This is a genomic window from Mycobacterium pseudoshottsii JCM 15466 (assembly GCF_003584745.1).
GTDB classification, from domain to species: domain Bacteria; phylum Actinomycetota; class Actinomycetes; order Mycobacteriales; family Mycobacteriaceae; genus Mycobacterium; species Mycobacterium marinum.
The window spans coordinates 4,280,430-4,304,351 of record NZ_AP018410.1 but is presented as its reverse complement, the minus strand read 5'-3'; the positions used below and the strand labels follow the sequence as shown (position 1 = coordinate 4,304,351).

At 66.1% G+C, this 23,922-nt stretch carries 11 protein-coding genes, 1 tRNA gene and 5 pseudogenes; 6 read left to right on the top strand and 11 right to left on the bottom strand.

Translation table 11 applies throughout. The features are described from left to right. Positions 1 to 415: 415 nt before the first annotated feature. Positions 416 to 9,598 carry a type I polyketide synthase gene (locus MPSD_RS19515; protein WP_086085550.1) on the top strand — a complete coding sequence of 3,061 codons (9,183 nt, stop codon included), beginning with the start codon at positions 416 to 418 and terminating at the stop codon, positions 9,596 to 9,598. Between the two features lie 28 nt (positions 9,599 to 9,626). Continuing rightward, on the top strand, positions 9,627 to 10,019 hold the full coding sequence (gene acpS, locus MPSD_RS19510; RefSeq protein WP_020786654.1) for a holo-ACP synthase AcpS: 393 nt from the start codon (positions 9,627 to 9,629) through the stop codon (positions 10,017 to 10,019). A 73-nt stretch (positions 10,020 to 10,092) separates the two neighbouring features. On the opposite strand, the pseudogene MPSD_RS19505 reads toward acpS, so the two are convergent. The 5 genes and pseudogenes from MPSD_RS19505 to MPSD_RS19480 all read right to left on the bottom strand — a co-directional run. Then, positions 10,093 to 11,957 (bottom strand): annotated as a pseudogene (locus MPSD_RS19505) (DUF2339 domain-containing protein). A 61-nt stretch (positions 11,958 to 12,018) separates the two neighbouring features. Further along, positions 12,019 to 12,675 carry a response regulator gene (locus MPSD_RS19500; protein WP_012395552.1) on the bottom strand — a complete coding sequence of 219 codons (657 nt, stop codon included), beginning with the start codon at positions 12,673 to 12,675 and terminating at the stop codon, positions 12,019 to 12,021. Further along, a pseudogene (macS, locus tag MPSD_RS19495) lies at positions 12,672 to 13,601 on the bottom strand (MacS family sensor histidine kinase); the annotation flags it as partial. The pseudogene macS and the gene MPSD_RS19500, both read right to left, overlap by 4 nt. An 18-nt stretch (positions 13,602 to 13,619) precedes the next feature. After that, positions 13,620 to 14,822, bottom strand: a complete 1,203-nt coding sequence (locus MPSD_RS19490) for an ISAs1-like element IS2404/ISMul1 family transposase (protein WP_420811919.1) — start codon at positions 14,820 to 14,822, stop codon at positions 13,620 to 13,622. Positions 14,823 to 14,962: 140 nt separating this feature from the next. After that, a pseudogene (locus MPSD_RS19480) lies at positions 14,963 to 15,190 on the bottom strand (DUF5931 domain-containing protein); the annotation flags it as partial. Positions 15,191 to 15,232: 42 nt separating this feature from the next. Between MPSD_RS19480 and MPSD_RS19475 the strand changes: the two are divergent. Then, entirely contained in the window at positions 15,233 to 16,558 is a 1,326-nt protein-coding gene (locus MPSD_RS19475) for a dipeptidase (RefSeq protein WP_020786658.1), read from the top strand. On the opposite strand, the gene bcp is transcribed toward MPSD_RS19475, so the two are convergent. Beyond that, on the bottom strand, positions 16,559 to 17,032 hold the full coding sequence (gene bcp, locus MPSD_RS19470; RefSeq protein ID WP_086085619.1) for a thioredoxin-dependent thiol peroxidase: 474 nt from the start codon (positions 17,030 to 17,032) through the stop codon (positions 16,559 to 16,561). It abuts the gene before it with no gap. A 107-nt stretch (positions 17,033 to 17,139) separates the two neighbouring features. Between bcp and MPSD_RS19465 the strand changes: the two genes are divergently transcribed. Beyond that, complete coding sequence (locus MPSD_RS19465; RefSeq protein ID WP_011741513.1) at positions 17,140 to 17,367, top strand: DUF3618 domain-containing protein; 228 nt, start codon at positions 17,140 to 17,142, stop codon at positions 17,365 to 17,367. Positions 17,368 to 17,478: 111 nt separating this feature from the next. Here MPSD_RS19465 and MPSD_RS19460 read toward each other — a convergent pair. Both MPSD_RS19460 and MPSD_RS19455 read right to left on the bottom strand, forming a co-directional pair. Further along, a pseudogene (locus tag MPSD_RS19460) lies at positions 17,479 to 19,217 on the bottom strand (DUF3556 domain-containing protein). 192 nt (positions 19,218 to 19,409) lie between these two features. Then, positions 19,410 to 20,294, bottom strand: a complete 885-nt coding sequence (locus tag MPSD_RS19455; protein WP_086085618.1) for a lysophospholipid acyltransferase family protein — start codon at positions 20,292 to 20,294, stop codon at positions 19,410 to 19,412. 75 nt (positions 20,295 to 20,369) lie between these two features. On the opposite strand from MPSD_RS19455, the gene MPSD_RS19450 reads away from it, so the two are divergent. After that, positions 20,370 to 20,951, top strand: coding sequence for a TetR/AcrR family transcriptional regulator (locus MPSD_RS19450; protein ID WP_020786661.1), 582 nt, complete (start codon positions 20,370 to 20,372; stop codon positions 20,949 to 20,951). Positions 20,952 to 20,953: 2 nt separating this feature from the next. Here MPSD_RS19450 and MPSD_RS19445 read toward each other — a convergent pair. Beyond that, positions 20,954 to 21,026 (bottom strand) — tRNA-Lys (locus MPSD_RS19445). A gap of 205 nt (positions 21,027 to 21,231) precedes the next feature. On the opposite strand from MPSD_RS19445, the gene MPSD_RS19440 reads away from it, so the two are divergent. Next, a complete protein-coding gene (locus tag MPSD_RS19440) occupies positions 21,232 to 22,431 on the top strand; it encodes a L,D-transpeptidase (RefSeq protein ID WP_020786662.1) in 1,200 nt (399 codons plus the stop codon). A gap of 1 nt (position 22,432) precedes the next feature. Here the strand turns inward: MPSD_RS19440 and MPSD_RS19435 are convergent. Both MPSD_RS19435 and MPSD_RS19430 read right to left on the bottom strand, forming a co-directional pair. After that, positions 22,433 to 23,211: pseudogene (locus MPSD_RS19435) on the bottom strand (mannan-binding family protein). 18 nt (positions 23,212 to 23,229) lie between these two features. After that, positions 23,230 to 23,922 carry a hypothetical protein gene (locus tag MPSD_RS19430; protein WP_036426429.1) on the bottom strand — a complete coding sequence of 231 codons (693 nt, stop codon included), beginning with the start codon at positions 23,920 to 23,922 and terminating at the stop codon, positions 23,230 to 23,232.

Below are 23,922 nucleotides of genomic sequence, written 5' to 3'. Positions count from 1 at the left end.
GCTGAGACGATGTCGCACGGTGGCCTTGGCGCTAACTTTTAACATAACGATTTGGTAACAATACTGCCTTGATCAGCGCAGTTATAGCTACTCAGGCGTAACCACCTGCATGCAGGACGTTTGTTCGGCATGCCTGTGCCGTCGGTTAAACGCGGTGTTACCCATGACACGGTTACCCGTGCGTAGAACTCGCCAGTAACTTATTGGCGTCAAAAGAGTGGACGGATCCTTATGACACTCTTATATGGCCGATGCAGTCCGTCGCGCCGCCCGATCCATGGGCCGGCCCGCCGACAACACACCGGTCACAGGATTTTTCGGCTGCGATTCGACGCGGAATCGAGCAACCCCCGCAGGGAGTCCGGGCGGCCGAACGAGCTGAGATATACAGACGCACAAACAGGAGATGTTGAACGTGACGATCCACGAGCACGACCGGGTGTCAGCTGACCGCGACGAGACTGGCCCGCACAGCACCCATGCTCTGGTCGATCGTCTGACCGCGGGTGAGCCGTTCGCGGTGGCATTCGGGGGACAGGGCAGCGCGTGGCTCGAGACTCTCGAGGAACTGGTTTCGGCGGCCGGAATCGAATCAGAACTGGCCGCCCTGGTGGGCGAGGTCGAGCTGCTGCTCGAGCCGGTGTCCAAGGAACTGGTTGTGGTCCGCCCGATCGGCTTCGAGCCGCTGCAGTGGGTACGTGCGTTGGCCGCTGAGGATCCAGTCCCGTCCGACAAGCACCTGACATCGTCGGCGGTGTCGTTGCCGGGCGTGCTGCTTACCCAGGTCGCAGCCGTCCGCGCCTTGGCACGCCAGGGTATGGACCTGATTGCGACCCCTCCGGTGGTGTCGGTGGGGCACTCGCAGGGCGTGCTGGCGGTGGAGGCACTCAACGCCGGTGGGGCGCGCGACGTGGAGCTGTTGGCCCTGGCTCAGCTGATCGGTGCGGCGGGAACGCTGGTGGCGCGGCGACGTGGGATATCCGTCCTCGGCGATCGCCCGCCGATGGTTTCGGTCACCAACGCCGACCCCGAGCGCATCCAGCAGCTGCTGGAGGACTTCGCCCAGGACGTGCGCACCGTGCTTCCGCCCGTGCTGTCCATCCGCAACGGTCGGCGTTCGGTCGTCATCACCGGCACCCCCGAGCAGTTGTCTCGCTTCGAGCTGTATTGCCGCCAGATATCGGAGAAAGAAGAAGCCGAGCGCAAGAGCAAGGTCCGCGGCGGCGATGTCTTCGCGCCCGTGTTCGATCCGGTAAAGGTCGAGGTGGGCTTCCACACTCCGCGGCTGGCGGACGGAATTGACATTGTGGGCGGCTGGGCCGAAAAGGTTGGCCTCGACGTCGCCCTGGCCCGCCAGCTGGCCGAGGCGATCCTGGTTGACACGGTGGACTGGGTCAGTGACATCAACCGGGTCCACGAGGCCGGCGCACGCTGGATCCTGGACCTGGGGCCCGGTGACATCCTGACCCGGCTGACCGCGCCGGTGATCCGGGGCTTGGGCATCGGCATCGTGCCCGCGGCAACGCGCGGCGGCCAGCGCAACCTCTTCACCGTCGGAGCCACGCCCGAGGTTGCCAGGGCCTGGTCGAGTTATGCCCCGACCGCTGTTCGTCTCCCCGACGGCAGGGTGAAGCTCTCGACGAAGTTCACTCGGCTGACCGGTCGGTCGCCGATCCTGCTCGCGGGTATGACGCCCACCACCGTGGACGCCAAGATCGTCGCCGCGGCGGCCAACGCTGGGCACTGGGCCGAGCTGGCCGGCGGCGGGCAGGTCACCGAGGAGATCTTCGCCGACCGCATCAACGAGATGTCCGGTCTGCTCGAGCCGGGGCGCACCTATCAGTTCAATGCATTGTTCCTCGATCCCTACCTGTGGAAGCTCCAGCTCGGTGGCAAGCGGCTGGTGCAAAAGGCGCGCCAGTCCGGCGCGGCAATCGATGGTGTGGTGATCAGCGCGGGCATCCCGGACCTCGAAGAAGCCGTCGAGCTGATCGACGAACTCAACGACATCGGAATCAGCCACGTGGTGTTCAAGCCCGGCACCATCGAGCAGATCCGCTCGGTGATCCGCATTGCCGCCGAGGTGCCCACCAAGCCGGTGATCATGCACGTCGAAGGTGGGCGCGCCGGTGGCCACCATTCCTGGGAAGACCTCGACGACCTGTTGTTGGCGACCTATTCGGAGTTGCGGTCGCGCGCCAACATCACCGTCTGCGTCGGCGGTGGCATCGGTACCCCGGAGCGCGCGGCCGAGTACCTGTCCGGGCGCTGGGCGCAGGCCTATGGCTTCCCGCTGATGCCGATCGACGGGATCCTGGTCGGCACCGCCGCCATGGCCGCACTGGAGGCCACCACCTCGCCGTCGGTCAAGAAGATGCTGGTCGAAACCCAGGGCGCCGGTGAGTGGATCGGCGCCGGAAAAGCTCAGGGCGGCATGGCTTCCAGCCGTAGCCAGCTCGGTGCGGACATCCACGAGATCGACAACAGCGCGTCGCGTTGCGGGCAGCTGCTCGACGAGGTGGCCGGAGACGCGGATGCGGTCGCCGAGCGTCGCGACGAGATCATCGCCGCGATGGCCAAGACCGCCAAGCCTTACTTCGGCGACATCGCCGACATGACATATCTGCAGTGGCTGCAGCGCTACGTCGAACTGGCTATCGGCGAAGGCAATTCGACTGCCGACACCGCCGCGCCGGGCAGCCCGTGGCTGGCCGACACCTGGCGAGACCGGTTCCAGCAGATGCTGCAGCGCGCCGAAGCGCGTTTGCACCCACAGGATTTCGGTCCCATCGAGACCGCATTCGCCGATCCGGCGCTGCTGGAGAATCCGACGCAGACCATCGCCGCGCTGCTGGCCCGTTACCCGGACGCCGAGACCGTCCAGCTGCACCCGGCGGACGTGCCGTTCTTTGTGACGCTGTGCAAGACCCTTGGCAAGCCGGTCAACTTTGTGCCCGTCATCGACAAGGACGTTCGGCGCTGGTGGCGCAGTGACTCGCTGTGGCAGGCCCATGACGCCCGCTACGACGCTGACCAGGTGTGTATCATTCCCGGCCCCGCGGCGGTCGCCGGTATCACCCGGATGGACGAGCCGGTCGGTGAGCTGCTGGACCGCTTCGAGCGGGCCGCCATCGATGAGGTGCTTGGTAGCGACGGTGACGCGAAAGCGGTCACATCGCGCCGGTTGGGCCGTCCCGATGTGACCGGGCCGCTCGCCGTTGTGCTGGATGCCCCGGACGTGTTGTGGGCCGGGCGTACCGCGACGAATCCGGTCCACCGGATCGCCGACCCGAGCGAGTGGCAGGTCCACGACGGACCCGAAAGTCCCCGCGCCACGCACACGTCCACTGGCGCTCGGCTGCAAGTCCAGGGCAGCGACGTGGTATTGAGTGTGCCGGTTTCGGCCACCTGGATCGACATCCGGTTCACCCTGCCCGCCAACACCGTTGACGGCGGCATCCCGGTGGTCTCCACCGACGACGCCACCACCGCGATGCGCTCGGTGCTGGCGATCGCGGCCGGTGTGGACGGGCCGGAGTCATTGCCCTCGGTAACCGATGGAACGGCGACGGTGACCGTCGACTGGGACCCCGAGAAGGTGGCCGACCACACCGGGGTCACGGCCACTTTCGGTGAGTCGCTGGCACCTAGCCTCACAACCGTTCCGGACGCACTGGTCGGGCAGTGCTGGCCGGCGGTTTTCGCAGCGATCGGTTCCGCGGTGACCGACAGCGGTGTGCCGGTGGTGGAGGGGCTGCTCAGCCTGGTCCACCTCGACCATGCGGCTCGCGTGGTCGGCGATTTGCCCAAGATTCCTGCCCAATTGACCGTTACGGCAACGGCTTCCAATGCCACCGACACCGACATGGGTCGTGTGGTGCCGGTCTCGGTGACAGTTGCCGGGCCCGACGGTGCGACGATCGCCACTCTCGAAGAGCGGTTCGCGATCCTGGGCCGTACCGGAACCGCTGAACTCAGCGACCCGGTTCGGGCCGGTGGCACGGTATCGGAGAACGCCACCGACACCCCGCGGCGTCGTCGCCGCGACGTCACCCTCACGGCGCCCGTGGATATGCGTCCGTTTGCGGTGGTGTCCGGCGACCACAATCCCGTCCACACCGATCGTTCCGCGGCGTTGCTGGCCGGCCTGGAATCGCCCATCGTGCACGGCATGTGGTTGTCGGCCGCCGCGCAGCACACCGTGACCGCCACCGACGGGAAAGCTCGCCCGCCGGCCCGCCTGGTCGGGTGGACCGCGCGTTTCCTGGGCATGGTGCGCCCCGGTGACGATGTGGACTTCCGTGTCGAGCGCGTTGGAATCGACCAGGGCGCAGAGGTTCTGGAAGTGTCAGCGCGCATCGGTTCGGATCTGGTCATGTCGGCGTCCGCACGACTGGCCGCGCCCAAGACTGTCTATGCCTTCCCGGGTCAGGGTATTCAGCAAAAAGGCATGGGCATGGAGGTCCGAGCACGCTCCAAGGCGGCCCGCAAGGTGTGGGACATCGCGGACAGGTTCACCCGCGACACGCTGGGTTTCTCGGTGCTGCACGTGGTTCGGGACAATCCGACCAGCCTCATCGCCAGCGGTGTGCACTACCACCACCCCGACGGGGTGTTGTACCTGACGCAGTTCACCCAGGTTGCGATGGCCACCGTGGCGGCCGCGCAGGTGGCCGAAATGCGTGAGCAGGGTGCCTTTGTCGAGGGCGCGATCGCCTGTGGACACTCGGTGGGTGAGTACACCGCACTGGCCTGCGTGACGGGTATCTACGAACTAGAAGCCCTGTTGGAGATGGTGTTCCACCGCGGCTCGAAGATGCACGACATCGTGCCTCGTGACGAGCTGGGGCGGTCCAACTACCGGCTGGCGGCCATCCGGCCGTCGCAGATCGACCTCGATGACAACGACGTTCCGGCCTTCGTCGCCGGGATCGCCGAGAGCACCGGTGAGTTCCTGGAGATCGTGAACTTCAACCTGCGCGGGTCGCAATACGCGATCGCGGGCACGGTGCGCGGGCTAGAGGCGCTGGAGGCTGAAGTGGAGCGGCGCCGTGAACTCAGCGGCGGACGACGCTCGTTCATCCTGGTGCCCGGCATCGACGTTCCGTTCCACTCGCGGGTGCTGCGGGTTGGTGTCGCGGAGTTCCGCCGTTCGCTGGACCGCGTGATGCCGCGCGACGCCGATCCGGACCTGATCATCGGGCGCTACATCCCCAACCTGGTGCCGCGGCTGTTCAACCTGGACCGTGACTTTATCCAGGAGATCCGGGATCTGGTGCCGGCCGAGCCGCTCGACGAGATCCTGGCCGACTACGACACCTGGATTCGGGAGCGCCCGCGCGAGCTGGCGCGCACCGTCTTCATCGAGCTGCTGGCATGGCAGTTCGCCAGTCCGGTGCGCTGGATTGAGACCCAGGATCTGCTCTTCATCGAGGAGGCCGCCGGCGGGCTCGGCGTGGAGAGGTTCGTCGAGATCGGCGTGAAGACCTCGCCGACCGTGGCGGGTCTGGCTACCAACACGCTCAAGCTGCCCGAATACGCCCACAGCACAGTGGAAGTGCTCAATGCCGAGCGCGATGCCGCGGTGCTGTTCGCCACCGACACCGACCCCGAACCGGAGCCGGAGCCCGAGGCAGAGGAGCCCGCGGCGGAGGCGGGCGACGCGGCCGCACCTTCGGGTGGCCCGCGGCCCGACGACATCGGGTTTGACGCCGCCGATGCCACTCTGGCGCTGATCGCGCTGTCCGCCAAGATGCGCCTGGACCAGATCGAGCAGCTGGACTCCATCGAGTCCATCACCGACGGCGCGTCGTCGCGGCGTAACCAGCTGCTGGTGGATCTGGGCTCCGAATTGAATCTGGGTGCCATCGACGGCGCGGCCGAGGCCGACCTGGCCGGGCTGCGCTCGCAGGTCACCAAGCTGGCACGGACCTACAAGCCTTACGGCCCAGTGCTTTCGGATGCGATCAACGATCAACTTCGCACGGTGCTGGGACCCTCGGGCAAGCGCCCGGGTGCCATCGCGGAGCGGGTCAAGAAGACCTGGGAGCTTGGCGATGGCTGGGCAAAACACGTCACCGTCGAGGTGGCGCTAGGCACCCGCGAGGGCAGCAGCGTTCGCGGCGGCGCCCTGGGCAACCTGCACGAGGGCGCGTTGGCCGATGCGGCTTCCGTCGACAAGGTGGTCGACGCCGCGGTTGCATCGGTTGCCGCCCGCCGTGGTGTCGCCGTGGCGCTGCCGTCGGCCGGCGGTGGCGGTGGCGCTACCGTCGACGCGGCGGCGCTCGCCGAATTCACCGATCAGATCACCGGTCGCGACGGCGTGCTCGCCTCGGCTGCTCGTCTGGTGTTGGGCCAGTTGGGTCTCGACGCCCCGGCCACCGCGCTGCCGGCCGCGACCGACGCAGACCTCATCGAACTGGTCACCGCTGAATTGGGCTCGGACTGGCCGCGTTTGGTGGCGCCGGTGTTCGACGGGAAGAAAGCAGTCGTGTTCGACGACCGCTGGGCCAGCGCCCGCGAAGACCTGGTCAAACTGTGGCTAACCGACGAAGGTGACATTGACGCCGACTGGGCGCGGCTATCGCAACGCTTCGAGGGAGCCGGCCAAGTCGTCGCGACCCAAGCCACCTGGTGGCAGGGCAAGTCGCTGGCGGCGGGGCGGCAGATCCACGCGTCGCTGTACGGCCGAATCGCCGCCGGTGCGGAGAACCCGGACCCGGGTCCGGACAGCAGCGAAGTGGCGGTGGTGACCGGCGCTTCGAAGGGTTCGATCGCGGCATCGGTGGTGGCACGACTGCTCGATGGCGGTGCCACCGTCATTGCCACCACGTCCAAACTCGACGACGAGCGGCTGGCGTTCTACCGCACGCTGTACCGAGACCATGCCCGCTACGGTGCGGCGCTGTGGGTGGTGGCGGCCAACATGGCCTCCTACTCCGACATCGACGCCCTGGTCGAATGGGTCGGCAGCGAGCAAACCGAAAGCCTTGGGCCGCAGTCGATTCACATCAAGGACGCGCAGACGCCGACGTTGCTGTTCCCGTTCGCGGCGCCGCGCGTGGTCGGCGACCTGTCGGAGGCCGGCTCGCGCTCCGAGATGGAGATGAAGGTGCTGCTGTGGGCAGTGCAGCGGCTGATCGGCGGGCTCTCGACGATCGGCGCCGAGCGCGACATCGCCTCGCGACTGCACGTGGTGTTGCCCGGCTCGCCCAACCGCGGCATGTTCGGTGGTGACGGCGCCTACGGCGAAGCCAAGTCGGCGCTGGACGCGGTGGTGAGTCGTTGGCACGCCGAGTCCTCGTGGGCGGCCCGGGTCAGCCTGGCGCACGCGCTGATCGGATGGACTCGCGGCACCGGCCTGATGGGTCACAACGACGCCATCGTCAGCGCTGTCGAAGAGGCCGGCGTCACCACCTACTCCACTGACGAGATGGCGGCGATGCTGCTCGGCCTGTGCGATGTGGAGTCCAAGGTCGCGGCGGCCAGTACCCCGATCAAAGCGGACCTCACGGGTGGGCTGGCGGAGGCCAACCTCGACATGGCCAAACTAGCCGCCAAGGCGCGTGAGGAGATGTCGACCGAGGCGACCGCAGATGACGAAGAGTCAACTGAGGGGGCAATTCCCGCGCTGCCGTCACCGCCGCGTGGATACACGCCGGCGCCGCCACCGCACTGGGACGACCTCGACGTGGACCCGTCCGACCTGGTGGTGATCGTCGGCGGTGCCGAGCTCGGTCCATACGGCTCCTCACGGACGCGTTTCGAGATGGAGGTCGAGAACGAGCTCTCCGCCGCCGGTGTGCTGGAGTTGGCCTGGACCACCGGGCTGGTCCGGTGGGAAGACGACCCGCAACCGGGCTGGTATGACACCGGAACCGGTGAGCTGGTCGACGAAGCCGAGTTGGTCGAGCGTTATCACGATGTGGTGGTGGAGCGCGTCGGCATTCGGGAGTTCGTCGACGACGGCACGATCGACTCCGACCACTCGTCGCCGTTGCTGGTGTCGGTGTTCCTGGACAAGGACTTCTCCTTCGTGGTGTCCTCGGAGGCCGACGCGCGTGCCTTCGCAGACTTCGATCCCGAGCACACCGTCATCCGGCCGGTGCCCGATTCGGGTGACTGGCAGGTCATCCGTAAGGCCGGCACCGAGATTCGAGTGCCGCGCAAGACGACACTGTCGCGGGTGGTTGGCGCCCAGCTCCCGACGGGCTTCGATCCGACGGTGTGGGGCATCAGTCAGGACATGGCCAGTTCGATTGACCGCGTAGCGGTTTGGAACATCGTGGCCACCGTCGACGCGTTCCTGAGCGCCGGGTTCAGCCCGACCGAGGTAATGCGTTATGTGCACCCGAGTTTGGTCGCAAACACCATGGGCACCGGGATGGGTGGCGGCACGTCGATGCAGACGATGTACCACGGAAACCTGTTGGGCCGGAACAAGCCGAACGACATATTCCAGGAAATTCTGCCGAATATCGTCGCTGCGCACGTGGTTCAGTCCTACATCGGTAGCTACGGCTCGATGATCCAACCGGTCGCCGCATGCGCGACGGCCGCGGTGTCGGTCGAGGAGGGCGTCGACAAGATCCGCTTGGGCAAGGCCGAGATGGTGGTGGCCGGCGGTATCGACGACCTCACCTTGGAAGGCATCATCGGCTTCGGTGACATGGCGGCCACCGCCGACACCGCCATGATGCGCGGCCGCGGAATCGCCGACTCGAAGTTCTCCCGGCCCAATGACCGGCGCCGGCTGGGCTTCGTGGAAGCCCAGGGCGGTGGCACGATTCTGCTGGCCCGTGGCGACCTGGCTCTGAAGATGGGCCTGCCCGTGCTCGCGGTGGTGGCCTTCGCACAGTCCTTCGGAGACGGTGTGCACACCTCGATTCCGGCTCCGGGGCTGGGCGCATTGGGCGCCGGACGCGGCGGCCGGGACTCCGCGCTGGCGCGGGCGCTGGCCAAGTTGGGCGTGGGTGCCGATGACATCGCCATCATCTCCAAGCACGACACGTCGACGCTGGCCAACGATCCCAACGAGACGGAATTGCACGAGCGGCTCGCCGACTCACTTGGCCGATCCGAGGGTGCGCCACTGTTCGTGGTGTCGCAAAAGAGCATGACCGGTCACGCCAAGGGTGGCGCGGCGGTCTTCCAGATGATGGGGCTGTGCCAGATTCTGCGTGACGGTGTCATTCCGCCCAACCGGAGTCTGGACTGTGTGGACGATGAACTGGCCGGGGCAGCGCACTTCGTGTGGGTGCGTGACGCGTTGCGGCTGGGCGGGAAGTTCCCGCTCAAAGCCGGCATGCTGACCAGCCTCGGGTTCGGCCACGTGTCCGGTCTGGTCGCGTTGGTGCACCCACAGGCGTTCATCGCCTCGCTGGCTCCTGAGCAGCGCGCGGACTACCAGCGGCGTGCCGATACGCGGCTGCTGGCCGGTCAGCGGAGGCTGGCGTCGGCCATGGCCGGTGGAGAGCCGATGTATCAGCGGCCTCCGGACCGCCGTTTCGACCACGACACGGCCGAGAAGCCGCAAGAGGCAGCGATGCTGCTGAATCCGGCCGCTCGGCTCGGCGACGGCGAGGCCTACATCGGATGAGATTGGTCATCGATTAACGTGGCGATCCATGGGCATCGTCGGCGTCGGGATCGACCTCGTCTCCATTCCTGATTTCGCCGAGCAGGTCGATCAGCCGGGAACGGCGTTCGCTGCGACCTTCACCCCCGGTGAGCGCCGCGACGCCTCCGATAAGAGTTCGTCGGCGGCGCGGCACTTGGCGGCCCGTTGGGCCGCCAAGGAAGCGGTGATCAAGGCCTGGTCTGGATCACGGTTCGCGCAGCGGCCGGTGCTGCCCGAAGACATCCACCGCGACATCGAGGTGGTCACCGACATGTGGGGACGGCCGCGGGCGCGTCTCACCGGGGAGATCGCCAAGCACCTGGCCGATGTGACGATCCATGTGTCGTTGACCCACGAGGGGGATACGGCGGCCGCCGTGGCCATTCTCGAGACCAGTTGATCTCCGGCGAGCAGACGCGAAATCGCATCGGAATCTCCGATCCCGTGCGATTTCGCGTCTGCTCGCCAGGGTGCTAGCGCGCGAGGCTGCGCGCGTATCCGGTTCCCATCGCCAGCAGCACCAGGCCGACCACGATGAACGCCGCGACCCGGAAGATGCCGTCGAGCGTGGCGAGATCGAACAGGAACAGCTTGGCGGTGGCGGCCCCGGTGAGCGCCAGGCCGGCGCTGATCGGGGCGGTGCGGCGTTCCCGGTCTGCGACTCGCAGTGCGTAGACGAACAGCGGCGCCGCTACGGCGATCCAGCAGATGGTGGCCGCCATGTGGCCGGCCAGGAAGCCCGCCTCGGTGCCGGCGATCAGGACACCGGCGGTGACCGTAAACGCGGTGACGGCATAGATCACCAGCACCCCGCCGACGGCGGCCAGGATCCGGCGGATGTCGCGATTCTGGCCTCCGATGCCGGCACACGCCCTGCTCATCGCAACGACAAATGCGATGCTGAGCAGGCTGGCGGCCAAGGTGGACACCGCGATCGGGGTCGGCATCACCGTCGCTGTCAACAGCGCATGCAGCGGCGCATAGCTGTAGTACAGGCCGAGGCCGACGATGCCGAAACCCGCTGCGGCCCAGAGCGCCATGCGGTCGTGGCGACCTGCGATCGCGACGACGATGGCAAGGGCGAGCAGGATCGGCCCCTCGACGTGGCCGTCGAAGGCAACGGTAACGGCGACCAGCGCCGAGATTGCCGACCATGCCGCCAAGACCCGGTTGAAGATGGTGGGAAGTTCACTGCCTACCAGAACGATTGCCAACAGTGCCGCGGCCAGGGTGCCGGCCAGCAGCGCGGCAAACACGCGATCGACCGCGACGGCGGCGGCCAAGACGGGCAGGGTCCCGACCACCGTGAGCACGGCCAGGGCGGCGGCGTTCTTGCCGCCCGGCAACACGATCAGGCCGCTCACGATGGCAAGGATCGCCGCGACACCGCAGGCTGCGCCCAGCAGCCAGGTGTTGTCGTGCTTGTCGGCCGCCACCAGGGCGATCAACAGGGGCACGGTGGGTGCCGCGACGCGCGCGGCGTGCAGCCAGACCCAATCCTTGCCCAGTTGCACCGGTAACGCTGCGGCCGACAGCGCCAGCATGAAGCTCACCAGCAAGAGATCGGCACCTCTGGTGAGCACGGGCGCCAGCCCGATCAACGGCACCAGCACCAGTAGCCCCAGGTGCTCGGAATCCCAGCGGCGGGCCAGCGCAAGTCCCGCCCCACCGACCAGCGCGGCCGGCACCAGCCCGGCGGGCGCCGGCACCCACTGGTAGATGGTGGTCGCCGCGATGACGTCCAGGTAGGCGGTTGCGATACCGGTGGCGGCCAACGCGATCGCGCCGATGCGTCCACCGGGGCGGCCGCGCAGCCGGACGGCCACGCCGACGAGCGCGACTGACAACGCCGTGCCACCGGCGACCCGGATCTCGGGTCGCAGCAGCCCGGCTTGCGCGGCGAGGACCAGCAGCAGCGCCACGCCGGTCAACGTCACCGCCACTCCCGCGACCGCTAGCAGCTTGCCGATCCAGCCGGATTCGGTGCTCTCGGCGGGGCGCCGCGGTGCGGAGACCGGTGGGGCCGCGGCCGGTGCCGGGGCCGGTGGGCCTTGGGGGCCGGGCGCGCGGTAGGTGGGGGAGCGTCCTGGCGTGGCGGCGCCGCGGCGGGTGCTGGCGCCACGGGCGCCCACTGCTGCCAGTAGGGGTACCAGTACGGAGCCACAGGCTGCGGTTGTGGTTGCGGCGGCGCGGCCGCAGCGGGTTGGGGCGCGCCGACCGAATCGGAGATCAGGCGGTCAAGCTGGCTGAGTTCGCCGGAAACGCGGGCCATCTGACGAGCCAATGAGTCGAATTCCGCGGAGAGTCGACTGATGACAGCGTGCTGCGATTCGGTCATGTCGATTACTCTGCCGTTCTTGGCCCCGGCATGGATGAGTAGGACTACGCAAACTGGGCGGCTACTTGTCCAGCCCGTGCTCAATGGCGTAGCGGGTCAGCTCCACCCGGTTGGCGACCTGCAGCTTGCGGAACGTCGCCTGGACGTGGTTTTCCACCGTCCGGTGGCTCAACGAGAGCTTTTCAGCAATCTGCTTGGCGGACAGTCCTTTTGCGACGTAGCGCAGTATCTCGGTCTCCCGTTCGGTCAGGCTGGGCCGATCCTGGCTCGAGTCCGCGGTTTGCGCGATACGCCGATACTCGCCCAAGACCAGCCCAGCCAGGCTTGGGGTGAAGACGGCTCGCCCCGCCGCGGTGGCGCGCACCGCATCGGCGAGTTCGGCCTTCGACGCACTCTTGACCAGGTATCCGGTTGCCCCCGCCTTGACGGCTTCCAGGACGTCCTCGCGTTCGTCGGAGGCCGACAGCACCAGCACGCGGGTCGCGGGCGAGACCTTGAGCACCTCCGTGGTTGCCTGCACACCATCGCCGTCGGCCAGCCGCATGTCCATCACCACCACGTCGGGCTTGACGATTGCGGCCCGCCGTTGCGCCGTCGCCACCCCGTCGGCGGTGGCGACCACTGCGAAGCCGTCATCGGAGAGATCGCGGGCAACCGCGTCACGCCAGATCGGATGGTCGTCGACGACCATCACCGTCGGCGATTCGTGCTCACTCATGACGATCCTTCCCGGCGTGGCACCCGCAGCTCCCATTCGGTGCCCTCGCCCTGGTCCGTGCTCAGTTCTGCGGTGCCACCCAGGGCCGCCAGCCGTCCCACAATCGACTTCGAGATACCCAGATGCCCCTGGCCGGCGGCCTCGTCGAGTCGCCCCGGGGCAATGCCCACGCCGTCGTCGCGGACGCTGACGGTGACCGAGTCGCCGAGATCTTCGAGCAGCACGAATGCGCGGGCGCTCGGCCCGGCATGCAGGCGCACGTTGTCGAGGGCGTTGCCCACCGCCGCATCCAGCTCGGTGGCGACCTCCCGCGTCAGTGTCACCGGAGTTCCCGGCAAGCTCATCGATACCCGGTCGGACGCCCTGCGCCGCAACAGGGCGCACAGGTCGACGCTGCGGGTGTTGCCGTCACGATCGGTGTCAGTGGAGATTATCCATCGGCGCAGCGCGCGTTCCTGCTCGCTGGCGAGTTCGGCTAACTCGGATGTGGGGCCACCGATTTCGTGCCCGCGCCGAGAGACCAGCGCCAGCACCTGGATGACGCCGTCGTGGACCTGCCGGGAGAGCCGCTCCCGCTCCTGCAAGGCGGCCGACAGCTGAGCCGCTCGTTGCAGATCGGCGTGGGCGCGCCGGGCGGTGCGGGCGGCCATGCCGACCGCCAGGCCGACCGCCAGTTCGATCACGATGGTCGCGCTGCGCCCAAGGTTGACGTTGACGTAGCCCTTGACGGCCTCGTTGGCGGCTGTCACCGCAATGCCGGTCAACATGCCGCCGGCCGGGCCGAACTGCAGCGCCGCCGAGATGGTGGCGTTGCTGGCCCAAAGCGTGGTCGGCCAGGTCTGGTTGTCCAGGGCCCACTGTGCCGAGGCCACCATCTTGGTGGACAGCATCAGCACGACGACGACGGCGATCTCGGTGATCACCCAGGGCTCCGGCGTTGTTGATTAGCAGGCTTGTGAGCTGGGGAATTGTGGATTGAGGAGGTCTAGGCGGCGGTTGGCGGTCAAAGCGGTGATCCGGCAGGCTTCGGCGATGTTGTCGGCGCCGTTGAGGCGGTGCAGATTGATCGCGGTGTTGCGTAGCGTTGCTAGGACCTGTGCGCCGTTTCCGGTATGTGCCCTTTGACGGTCTTCGTCGAAGGTGACGTCGCGTATCCAGTGCAGGCTGTTCTCGATTCCCCAGTGTTGACGCATCCAGGTCATGATCGCGGTAGGGCGGGCGTGCTCGAACGGCAGGCTGCAGATGGCATAGACCACCTCCACGCTGCGCTGGTCGGTGGCGGTGATCAAGCGTTCACGAGTGATCCGGATGATTTGTTTTGCGTAGGGGAAGCCGATTCCTCGTGCAGCGGTGATGATTTGCGGGGTGCGGGTCTCGACACGGCCGTGGCCGCGGGAGTCGTCGGTAGCGGCTGTGGGCACCTCGGCCCAGGGCAGCGCGGTGATACGCGCAAGTATTTTGGCTTGGTTGGACTTGACGATCATCAGGTAGTGCGACTTCAAGGTGGCGCAGATCAACTTCGCGGTGACGACCTGGGTATGCATCGCATCCACGGTGACCAGCCACCGCAAGCTACCCGGCAGCAGCGTGAGCAGGGCACGTACGCAGGGAATTTCATTGCTTTTCTCGGCGACAGCGAGTTGACCGAGCACCAATCGGGCACGGTGGGCGAACACCGACACGAGATGCGTGGCTGTCGCTTTGGCGCGTAAAGCACCACGCAGCATCTTGCCGTCCAACGCGATCGGCACCAATCCACTGGGGTCGCTGCTGGCCACGTGTGCAGTGAAGTAACTGCCCATCCTGGCGTTGAGGTCGGCGGGGTCTAGCCGAGACAAAACAGCGCGGAAGGTCTTCTCACTGGGCCGCCGGAACCGGACCCCTAATTGGGCCAACACATCATCGGGAGCGGTGGCCGCCCATGTGGCAAAACCAGCATAGCCGCGCATCCCCGCGGCAGTGGCCAGAACCGCGATCGCCAACAAAGCCATCAGCGAATACCTCCGACCGCGTGGGTCCCTCGGGTCTGGCACCGAGGCCAACACATCGAGAAACTCCGATCCGATGAGCTCGCTGCGCTCACCAGGACTCCAGCGGTCGAACACCTCTGGAACCGACGACACAGGCAATACTGAAACGGTAGGCACGGGCAACTCCAGACCAACGACGAACAGTAACCAACTCGATCGTTCTCCAGATAGCCCGTGCCTACACTCCGGCCCCAATAGCGCGGCACCAAAGATCATCAACCCAGCTCACAAGCCTGCTAATCAACAACGCCGGAGCCCTGGGTGATCACCCAGGCCGGCCGCCGGCCGAAGCCGCGCAGGTAGGCGACCGCGCAGGCTGCGCTCCAGCCGATCAGCACCGCGAACAGCGCCCAGCCCAGCAGCGGCCGCTGCAGGTTTGAGTTGATCGCGATGTGGAAGCCGAGTGCGTAGCCGCAGCTCAGCAGCCAGAATAGCTGCGCCGCCCGCCAGAGCGGCGCCGTCGGGTCGGGACCGCGTGTCGCCATTACGCGCTCAGCATAGCCAGCCCGTTGGTTAGCCTCAGTGTCATGACTGATCTTGTTGAGCGTGTGCGCGAGGTGCTGCCGTCGGTGCGGCAGGACCTCGAGAAGCTGGTCCGGATCGAATCCGTATGGGCCGACCCGGGGCGACGCGCCGAGGTCCATCGCAGTGCTCAAGCGGTAGCTGATTTGTTGGCACAGGCAGGTTTTGATGACGTCCAGATCGTCAGCGAAGGCGGTGCCCCGGCGGTCATCGCGCAGCATCCGGCACCGCCGGGCGCGCCGACCGTGCTGCTGTATGCCCACCACGATGTCCAACCCGAGGGAGACCCCGATCAGTGGGCCTCGGCCCCGTTCGAGCCGACCGAACGCGACGGTCGTCTTTACGGGCGTGGCACGGCCGATGACAAGGCGGGAATCGCAACGCATTTGGCGGCCTTTCGGGCGCACGATGGCAAACCGCCGGTGGGTGTGACCGTCTTCGTCGAGGGCGAGGAGGAGTCCGGTTCGCCGTCGTTGGGCCGATTGCTGGCCGCTCACCGCGACGTGCTGGTGGCCGACGTGATCGTCATCGCGGATTCGGACAATTGGAGCACCGATGTGCCGGCGCTGACGGTGTCGCTGCGTGGCATGGCTGACTGTGTCGTGGAAGTCGCCACCCTCGACCACGGGCTGCACTCCGGTTTGTGGGGTGGTGTGGTTCCCGACGCGCTCAGTGTGTTGGTGCGGCTGCTGGCCAGCCTGCATGATGACGACGGCAACGTAGCGGTGGCCGGATTGCACGAGAGCACGGCCGCCGCCGTTGACTATCCGCCCGAGCGGGTGCGTGCGGACTCGGGTCTGCTCGACGGTGTCACCGAGATCGGGTCAGGTTCGGTGCCCCAGCGGCTGTGGGCGCAGCCGGCGATCACCGTGATCGGTATCGACACCACTTCCATTGCGGCAGCATCGAATACGTTGATTCCGCGGGCTCGCGCCAAGATCAGCATTCGGATCGCACCCGGCGGGGACGCCGCGGCGCACCTCGATGCCGTGGAAGCTCACCTGCGTAAGCATGCGCCCTGGGGGGCCCGGGTAAGCGTCGAGCGCGGCGACATCGGTCAGCCTTACGCGATCGACGCGAGCGGTCCGGTCTATGACGCCGCACGCACGGCGTTCCGCCAGGCGTGGGGTGCCGACCCGATCGACATGGGTATGGGTGGGTCGATCCCGTTCATCGCCGAGTTCGCCGAGGCGTTTCCTGACGCGAAGATCCTCGTCACGGGGGTGGAGGATCCCGGGACGCAGGCGCACAGCGTCAACGAGAGCCTGCATCTGGGGGTGCTGGAGCGAGCCGCGGTGGCCGAGGCGCTGCTGCTGGCCAACCTGGCCTGATCACACCTGTAGGTCGCGGCGGAGTTTGGCGACGTGCCCGGTCGCCTTCACGTTGTACTGGGCGACGGCGATCTTGCCGTTTTCGTCGACCACGAACGTGGAACGGATCACGCCGGTGACGGTCTTGCCGTACAGCATCTTCTCGCCGTAGGCGCCGTAGGCGGCCAACACCTTGCGGTCCGGATCGGATAGCAGCGGGAACGTGAGCCCCTCGGCATCGCGGAACTTGGCCAGCTTCTCCGGCTTGTCGGGCGAGATCCCGACCACGTCGAGGCCGGCCTCGTTCAACTCGCTCAGGTTGTCGCGGAAATCGCAGGCCTGTTTGGTGCATCCGGGGGTCGAAGCGGCCGGGTAGAAGTACACCACCACTTGGCGTCCCTTGTAGTCGGACAGTGACACCTTGTTGCCGTTGGCGTCGGGCAGGCTGAATGCAGGCGCTTTGTCGCCTGGCGCCAGGCGTGTGGTCTCGCTCAACGTAGGTCCCTTTCTGTTCACCGGAGCGTTAGGACTCGCACCGGCTGATCTAGGGTAGTGCGGGCAGGTGTATAGGCCGGATAGCGGGAGACTTGGAGGACAGACACGTGGCGGACCGCGATCCCGACACCATCAAGCAGGACATCGACGTCGCCCGCGACCAGCTGGCGACCACCGTCGACTCGCTGGTTGAGCGTGCCAACCCCCGCCGCCTGGCCGACGACGTGAAGGCCAAAGTGATCGAGTTCGTCACCAAACCGGCCGTGACCGTGACGTTGGTCGGGATCGGGTCTGTCGTCGTGGTCGTGGTGATCCGCAAGATCAGGAACCGCTGAGACGGCTTCGGATGTGCGTCCAGGGCGTGGAAACCGCCGGATCGCCACCCTGAGCGCACACTCGACGCCCTGGGGGCACGCTCGACGCGATTGGGTACCACCGCAGTGCCCTCAGGTCATTCCGGCCGCGGTGCCGCTTTCGACGTGTATCGGCAGGTCATCGACCCAGGGCTGGGCCTCGGCCATGTCAGCCACATCGACGTAACCGTGCTCGAACTCGCCAGTGGCGGCGTCGACGAGCCGGTACTGCTGGCGCTGGATTTGGATGGGCTGCGAGTCGAGAATCACCACCCGAACCTCACCCGGCTCGAATCCGCACCGCTGCTGTAGGGCCTCGATGAGGCACTCGTTATGTAGATGCCCGTCGCCGAAGTTCCATCCGAGCACCATGGCGCAAAGTTGCGCGCCCTCGCACACGTTGTAGTCGTCCTCGTCGTACCCGGCCAGTGCGCGATGCACCAGCGTGTAGAGCGCGCGGCCATGGGTGTTCATCCCCCGAAACGCGAAGGCCAGGTGTATCGGCACCAGGGCCTGCTCTTTGCTGTTGTAGAGCCGCTCGAGTTGCAGGTGATACATCGGGCCGAGTGCGCGAGCACCGACTCGGATCTTTTCGTCGGCCGACGGCTTGACGCACCACTGGGTGGTGTCCCAGTTGCCGGCGTAGTAACGCATGCCGGGCAGGAAGGAGACCATGCGCGGGTAGAGATTTCCGATGACGACAACGGCGGCGATCAGGGCGCACAGGACGACGGGCCACGGGCCGGTCAAATCGGCGAGCCCGAGGTGTGCGTGGGCGACGAACAGCCACAGCACCCCGAAAATCATGAAGACGTTCCACTCCAGCGGCACCCCCATCGGGAAGGCCAGCAGGATGTTGAGGTGGAACATGACCATCACGAACGCGGCAATGGTCGTCGGCCAGCCACCGTGGCAGAAGAACAGCGCCAGCGGTACCAGCCCTTCCACCGCGGTCGAGAAATGTGCGATGAAGTCCGATAACGTGCTGGGCCGTAGATCATCCGGGTATCGCTTGAACAACGACCTCTTGAGGAACCCGGAGGGGATGAACGGATTATTGGCCAGCATCGTCGAGATCACGAACGGGAAGTGTTTGTTGAGCTTCGAGGTCGCTGCGCCCAGCCAGATGACGATGAAGACCAGCTTTGCTCCGACGACGATGTCGCTGCCGGAGAACAGGAACACCAGTGTCAGTGGCGCATACACCTCACCGCGCGCGGCCAGGAAGGTGATCTTGTCGCGCAGGCCGAGGACCGCGAGCACCGAGAGGATGGCGACCGGCTGCCACCGCGGAAGCACGCCGATCATGGTGTTGAGCTCAGGAATTGGCCCGGTGCCGTCGGACACCAACGCGACGACGAGCAGCGCGAGTAGGGCGCCGTAGAGCAAAACCTCGAACAGAGTTCTGTTGGTGCCCTTGGTCAGTGGCACCCGGTTGGGCCAGGGGGGCAGGCGGATGGTTCCGGGCCGCAGCCAGTACAGGATCGAACCCATCGGCGGGAAGTAGCGCCCGGCCATCGGGCCGAAGCAGCAGCCCAGACCTACCACCTCGAACAGCATCGTGTAGAGCACGGCCTTCTCGAACACGATCGGTTCCGTCCACCACGCGCCGACGTTGCTGAAGCCCTCGACACCGCTTGTGGACAAGGCGAACAGTACGCGCCCAGGATGTAGAGCACGATCTTGATGCCATACATCACGGGCATCACCAGCGGGGTGCCGAAGCCGTTTTCTGCAATGTGGCGGGCCATCGGAACGATCCGCTGCGCGCGGGTGCCCTTGCTCCACTCGGCCATGTCGACGACGGGCAGGTTTGGCTGGATGAACCCCATTACAGCTCCTTCGACAAACCTGGTCTGGGGGCGCCGATCACAACTTCGGTGTCAGAAGAAAACTACCGCCAAAGGCGGGGGTTCGAACAGATCCGATCGGCCCACCGAAGGCGTCTTGATAGCCCCTGGACAGCGCGCGTCGGCCAGGCCTGGCGGGTATGGGCTGGGCGCTGCCAAAGTTGCGGCGGCACCCTAATTTTGGCTCGCGCTGCTGGTCGCTTCGGCTTTGGCCGCGCTCGCCCAGGACAACGGGTTGAGCGCGCGGAACGGGTCGCCTGCGCGAATGCTCAGCAACTCGGCCAGGATTGTTTCCAGAGCGTGCTGAGTGCTTTTCTTCACCGACTCGACCCACTCCTGGGCCGCTCTCCCATCCGGCTGCGTCGTGTCGATCGGCTCGCCAAAACGCAGGTACATCCGCTGGGGGCGGGGGATCAGGGTTGGTCCCATCCCGCGCATCAACGGCATCGCCATGTCGGAGCGGCCGGTCAGCTTCACGCTGACGGCCTGGCTGAGCCGGCCGAGCGCGCTGTCGCGGGTGATCATGCTCTTGTAGACATCGTCACCGCCGGCCAGTCCGACCGGAACGATCGGATAGTCGTTTTCGGCCGCGATGCGGGCGAATCCGTTGCGCCCATTCCAATTCAAGTGGTATTCCTCGCCCTTGAATTTCGCGATCTCGCGGCCTCCGCCGGGGAATACCAGAATGGTTTCGTTGTGCCGCATCAGTTCTCGTGCGCTTTCGGGCGCGCCGACGACGCCGCCGTAGGCGGTCATCAGGTCGTAACCAATGCCGCGGCGCCGCCCGAACCGGCGATCGGCCAGTGGACGCACTCGGCTGCCGATTGCCCGACGAACGAAGTGCGGAACCAGCAGCACCTCACCGCCGACAAACTGAGTGTGGTTGCCCACCAACAAGAATCGTCCGTTGGCGGGCAGTGTTTCCAGGCCGGTTACATGGGGCCGAAACAGGTCGATAAGCGGCGCAATCCCGTCTTGGGTCCGGTCTAGCGCACCGCGCAGGAACTCCACTCGGCGCGGCGGGCTCATTATTGCCTCGGTATCGATGCGTCCGCCCATGGCTTCCTCCGCTCGGATTCGTGCTCGGACTACCACGCTATCAAACGAACTAGTTCGTATGGCTATGATCATGCTGTGCGAACCACGGCTGAACTTCGCGAGACGATCCTGACCGCCGCTCGGTCCGAGTTCGCGCAATACGGCCTGGCCGGTGCCCGGATCGACCGCATCGCGCGGACCGCCGAGGCGAGCAAGGAGCGGCTCTACGCGCACTTCCAGGACAAGGAGGCGCTATTTCGCAGCGTTGTCGCCGCCGACATGGAGGAGTTCTTTGCCGCGGTGACGCTGCGTCCCGACGCGGTCCCCGAGTTCGTCGGCGACATCTACGACCTGGCCTGCCGCAGGCCCGAGCACCTGCGCATGATTACCTGGGCCAATCTAGAGGGTTTGGTCCTGGACCCGCCGCAGGTCGAGGGCGTGGAATCGGTCCAGGCGCGCGACGTCGGTGTGATCGAAGCGGCCCAAGCCGCCGGCCACGTCGACCCGCACTGGTATCCGATGGACTTGCTCGTCCTGTTGTTTGGGGTGGGTCTGGCCTGGGCGCAGTCGCCTCATCCCGATGCCGTCGCTACTGATCGCGCGGTTATCGAGGGGCGACGGGCAGCGGCCGTAGAGGCCGCTCGCCGCATCGTGGCTCCCACAAGGGGCATTTCGTGAAGTGCGCCGTCAGGGTTTCGAACCCCGGACCCGCTGATTAAGAGTCAGCTGCTCTACCAACTGAGCTAACGGCGCATCGGTCTGGCAAGACCGCGTTGCGACAATAACAGGCATCCCGGCGCAGAGGGAAATCTCCGGATCACACGGGGTGCAGTGCGATACTGGACCGCAGGAACGGAGCCTCATTCGCCGAGCTGGCGGTGATGAGGCAGTACAATGCTAGTAACAATCCGAGGTCAGCGGTGACCAAAGTAAGCGTGAGTATCTGGAAGGTCACTTGATGGCGCCTTTGAGCAGACGTCGATCGTGGCTGGCTGCGATCCTGATCCCGGTTGCTGTGCTGGCCGTCGCCTGCGGCGGCAGCAGTGCTACCCCCACCGCGACCAAGGTGATCGAGAACAAGGGCACCCCGTTTGCCGACCTGTTGGTGCCCAAGCTCACCGCATCGGTGACCGACGGGGCCGTCGGGGTCACCGTGGACGCACCGGTCACCGTGAGCGTCTCCGACGGTGTGTTGGCCGCGGTCACCATGGTCAACGAGAGCGGCAAGTCCATCAGCGGGAAACTCAGCTCCGACGGACTGCACTGGTCGACTGACGAGCCGCTCGGATACAACCGGCGCTATACGCTCAACGCCAAGGCGCTTGGCCTGGGCGGTGCCGCGACCCGCCAGATGACGTTCCAGACCAGTTCGCCGGCCCATCTGACGATGCCGTACGTGAGTCCCGCCGACGGTGAGGTTGTCGGCGTCGGTGAGCCGGTCGCGATCCGGTTCGACGAGAACATCGCCAACCGCCTGGCTGCCGAGAAGGCCATCAAGATCACCACCAAACCGGCCGTCGAGGGCGCCTTCTACTGGCTCAACAACCGCGAGGTGCGTTGGCGCCCAGAGCACTTCTGGAAGTCGGGGACCAGCGTTGATGTCGCGGTGAACACCTACGGTGTCGATCTGGGTGAGGGCATGTTCGGCGAGGACAACGTCAAGACGCACTTCACCATCGGCGACGAGGTGATTGCGACCGCCGACGACAACACGAAGATGCTGACCATCCTGGTCAACGGCGAGGTGGTCAAGACCATGCCGACCTCGATGGGCAAGGACAGCACCCCGACCGCCAACGGCATCTACATCGTGGGCGCGCGGTTCAAGCACATCATCATGGACTCTTCGACCTACGGCGTGCCGGTCAACTCACCCAATGGGTACCGCACCGATGTCAATTGGGCCACGCAGCTGTCCTATAGCGGTGTCTATGTGCACTCCGCGCCGTGGTCGGTCGGTGCCCAGGGCCACACGAACACCAGCCACGGGTGTCTGAATGTGAGCCCCAGCAACGCGGAGTGGTTCTATGACCACATCAAGACCGGCGACATCGTCGAGGTCGTCAACACCGTGGGAGGCACGCTGCCCGGCACTGAGGGGCTTGGCGACTGGAACATTCCCTGGGAGCAGTGGCGCGCCGGCAACGCCAACGCGTAACTCAGCCGCGCAGTACGGGACCCAGCGCCGAGAGCGGGATGTGCGCTACGACGGCTCCTCCGTCCATGGACCATTGTGCGGCCCCGGGCGTGAAGTCGATCGGCTCGTCATGACCCACCGGGTAGTCGGGCAGGTAGAGAACCAACTCGTCTGGGGTTAGTGCCCAAGCCCGGTAGCCGCCGGAATAGACCTTGTCGGGTGTCCACCGGTCGGCGACGAATGGGTAGGTTCCCGGGTCGTGCGGTGGCGCGGCCGCATCGAGTGCGGCCTGGATGTAGGGCTGGCCCAGCGGGGGAATTGCGGTAAGCGGATTCGAGGTCGTCAGGTCCGCCAGCTGCACTCGCCTCCCGCCCCCCGTGTCGAAGGTGAACGTGCGATAGGCGTTGTTGGGCTTGGGGCCGTCGGCGTGGTAATCCTCGTGGAACACGGCGCTGAGCATGCTGCCGTGCCGGAACACCTGGTAGTTCTCCTCGCCGAAGCTGTCCGCGACCATCTGTGCGCCCACAGATTTCCAGTTGGTGACCAGGGTGCGCAGATAGTCGCGGACCACCGGACCTGCCGTCGCATCGTCGATGAGGTCAGCGGGCACCGCCACTTTGATATCGCGGACCGCTTTGCGTTCGGAGACCACCGAGGTATGGCAGTACTGGCCGTCCCAGTCGCCACCGAGCTCCCGCAGAACGACGAAGCTGATGCCCGCGCCGTTGGCGGGCTGACGAACCCCGAGGTTGCTGCCGCTACGACCAGCGTCAGTGTCGTGAGCAATCGTGTGATCGGCATGGGTTGGCTCCGAACGGTTTAGAGCAGCTGGACTTTGCTGGCCAGCCAGCGTCCGTCGACCTTTTCCATGGTCATCTTGATCCGGCTGCGATCGATGCGCGGGTCCGGTACCGCCATGTTGGTCACGGTTAGGTCGACAAAGACCAGCACGACGACCTTGTTCACGGTTTCGGAGGCAACTGCGGAATCCACCACGACGCCATGGGCACTGGCCTTGTTGTCGATCAGCAACTGACGCAGCTGAACGCTGGACTGCGTATACATGTCCTTGAACTCGCCGGTCGCCCCGTCGAGCACTTGACGGAAGTTCTGGTCGACGTTGTTGGAATCAATGCTGGTCAGCACTTGGGCGTAGGCGATGGCGGCTTGTTGAGCCTGCTGGCCCGCCAGCTTCACCTGGCGCTGCTGCCATTGCTGCCAGCCCAGGAATGCCGAAAGCGCCAGTGCACCAGCGAGCAACAGCGGCATTGCGCCGCGCCGTAGATACCGCGCCCAGGAGCGGTTTGGGCGCGCCGCCTTTTCGCGCTTGTCCGCCAGCAGCGTGTTGTCCTCGTCGTCGTCCGCCGACTCGGCCTCGGCGTGCTCAACCGAGTCGACTTCGATGTCTGGGGTCTGTGAGGTGTCTTCGGTGTCTTGGTTGTCCTCCGACGAGGCAGCGGGTTCCTCGGACTGGGTTTCGTCGTCTTTCTCCGTGGTAGCGACCACAATCAT

Coding starts and splice junctions, on each gene's coding strand:
- MPSD_RS19440 (WP_020786662.1), top strand. CDS start 21,232: ATGGCGCCTTTGAGCAGACGTCGATCGTGGCTGGCTGCGATCCTGATC.
- MPSD_RS19475 (WP_020786658.1), top strand. CDS start 15,233: ATGACTGATCTTGTTGAGCGTGTGCGCGAGGTGCTGCCGTCGGTGCGG.
- MPSD_RS19500 (WP_012395552.1), bottom strand. CDS start 12,675: ATGAGTGAGCACGAATCGCCGACGGTGATGGTCGTCGACGACCATCCG.
- MPSD_RS19455 (WP_086085618.1), bottom strand. CDS start 20,294: ATGGGCGGACGCATCGATACCGAGGCAATAATGAGCCCGCCGCGCCGA.
- MPSD_RS19430 (WP_036426429.1), bottom strand. CDS start 23,922: ATGATTGTGGTCGCTACCACGGAGAAAGACGACGAAACCCAGTCCGAG.
- acpS (WP_020786654.1), top strand. CDS start 9,627: ATGGGCATCGTCGGCGTCGGGATCGACCTCGTCTCCATTCCTGATTTC.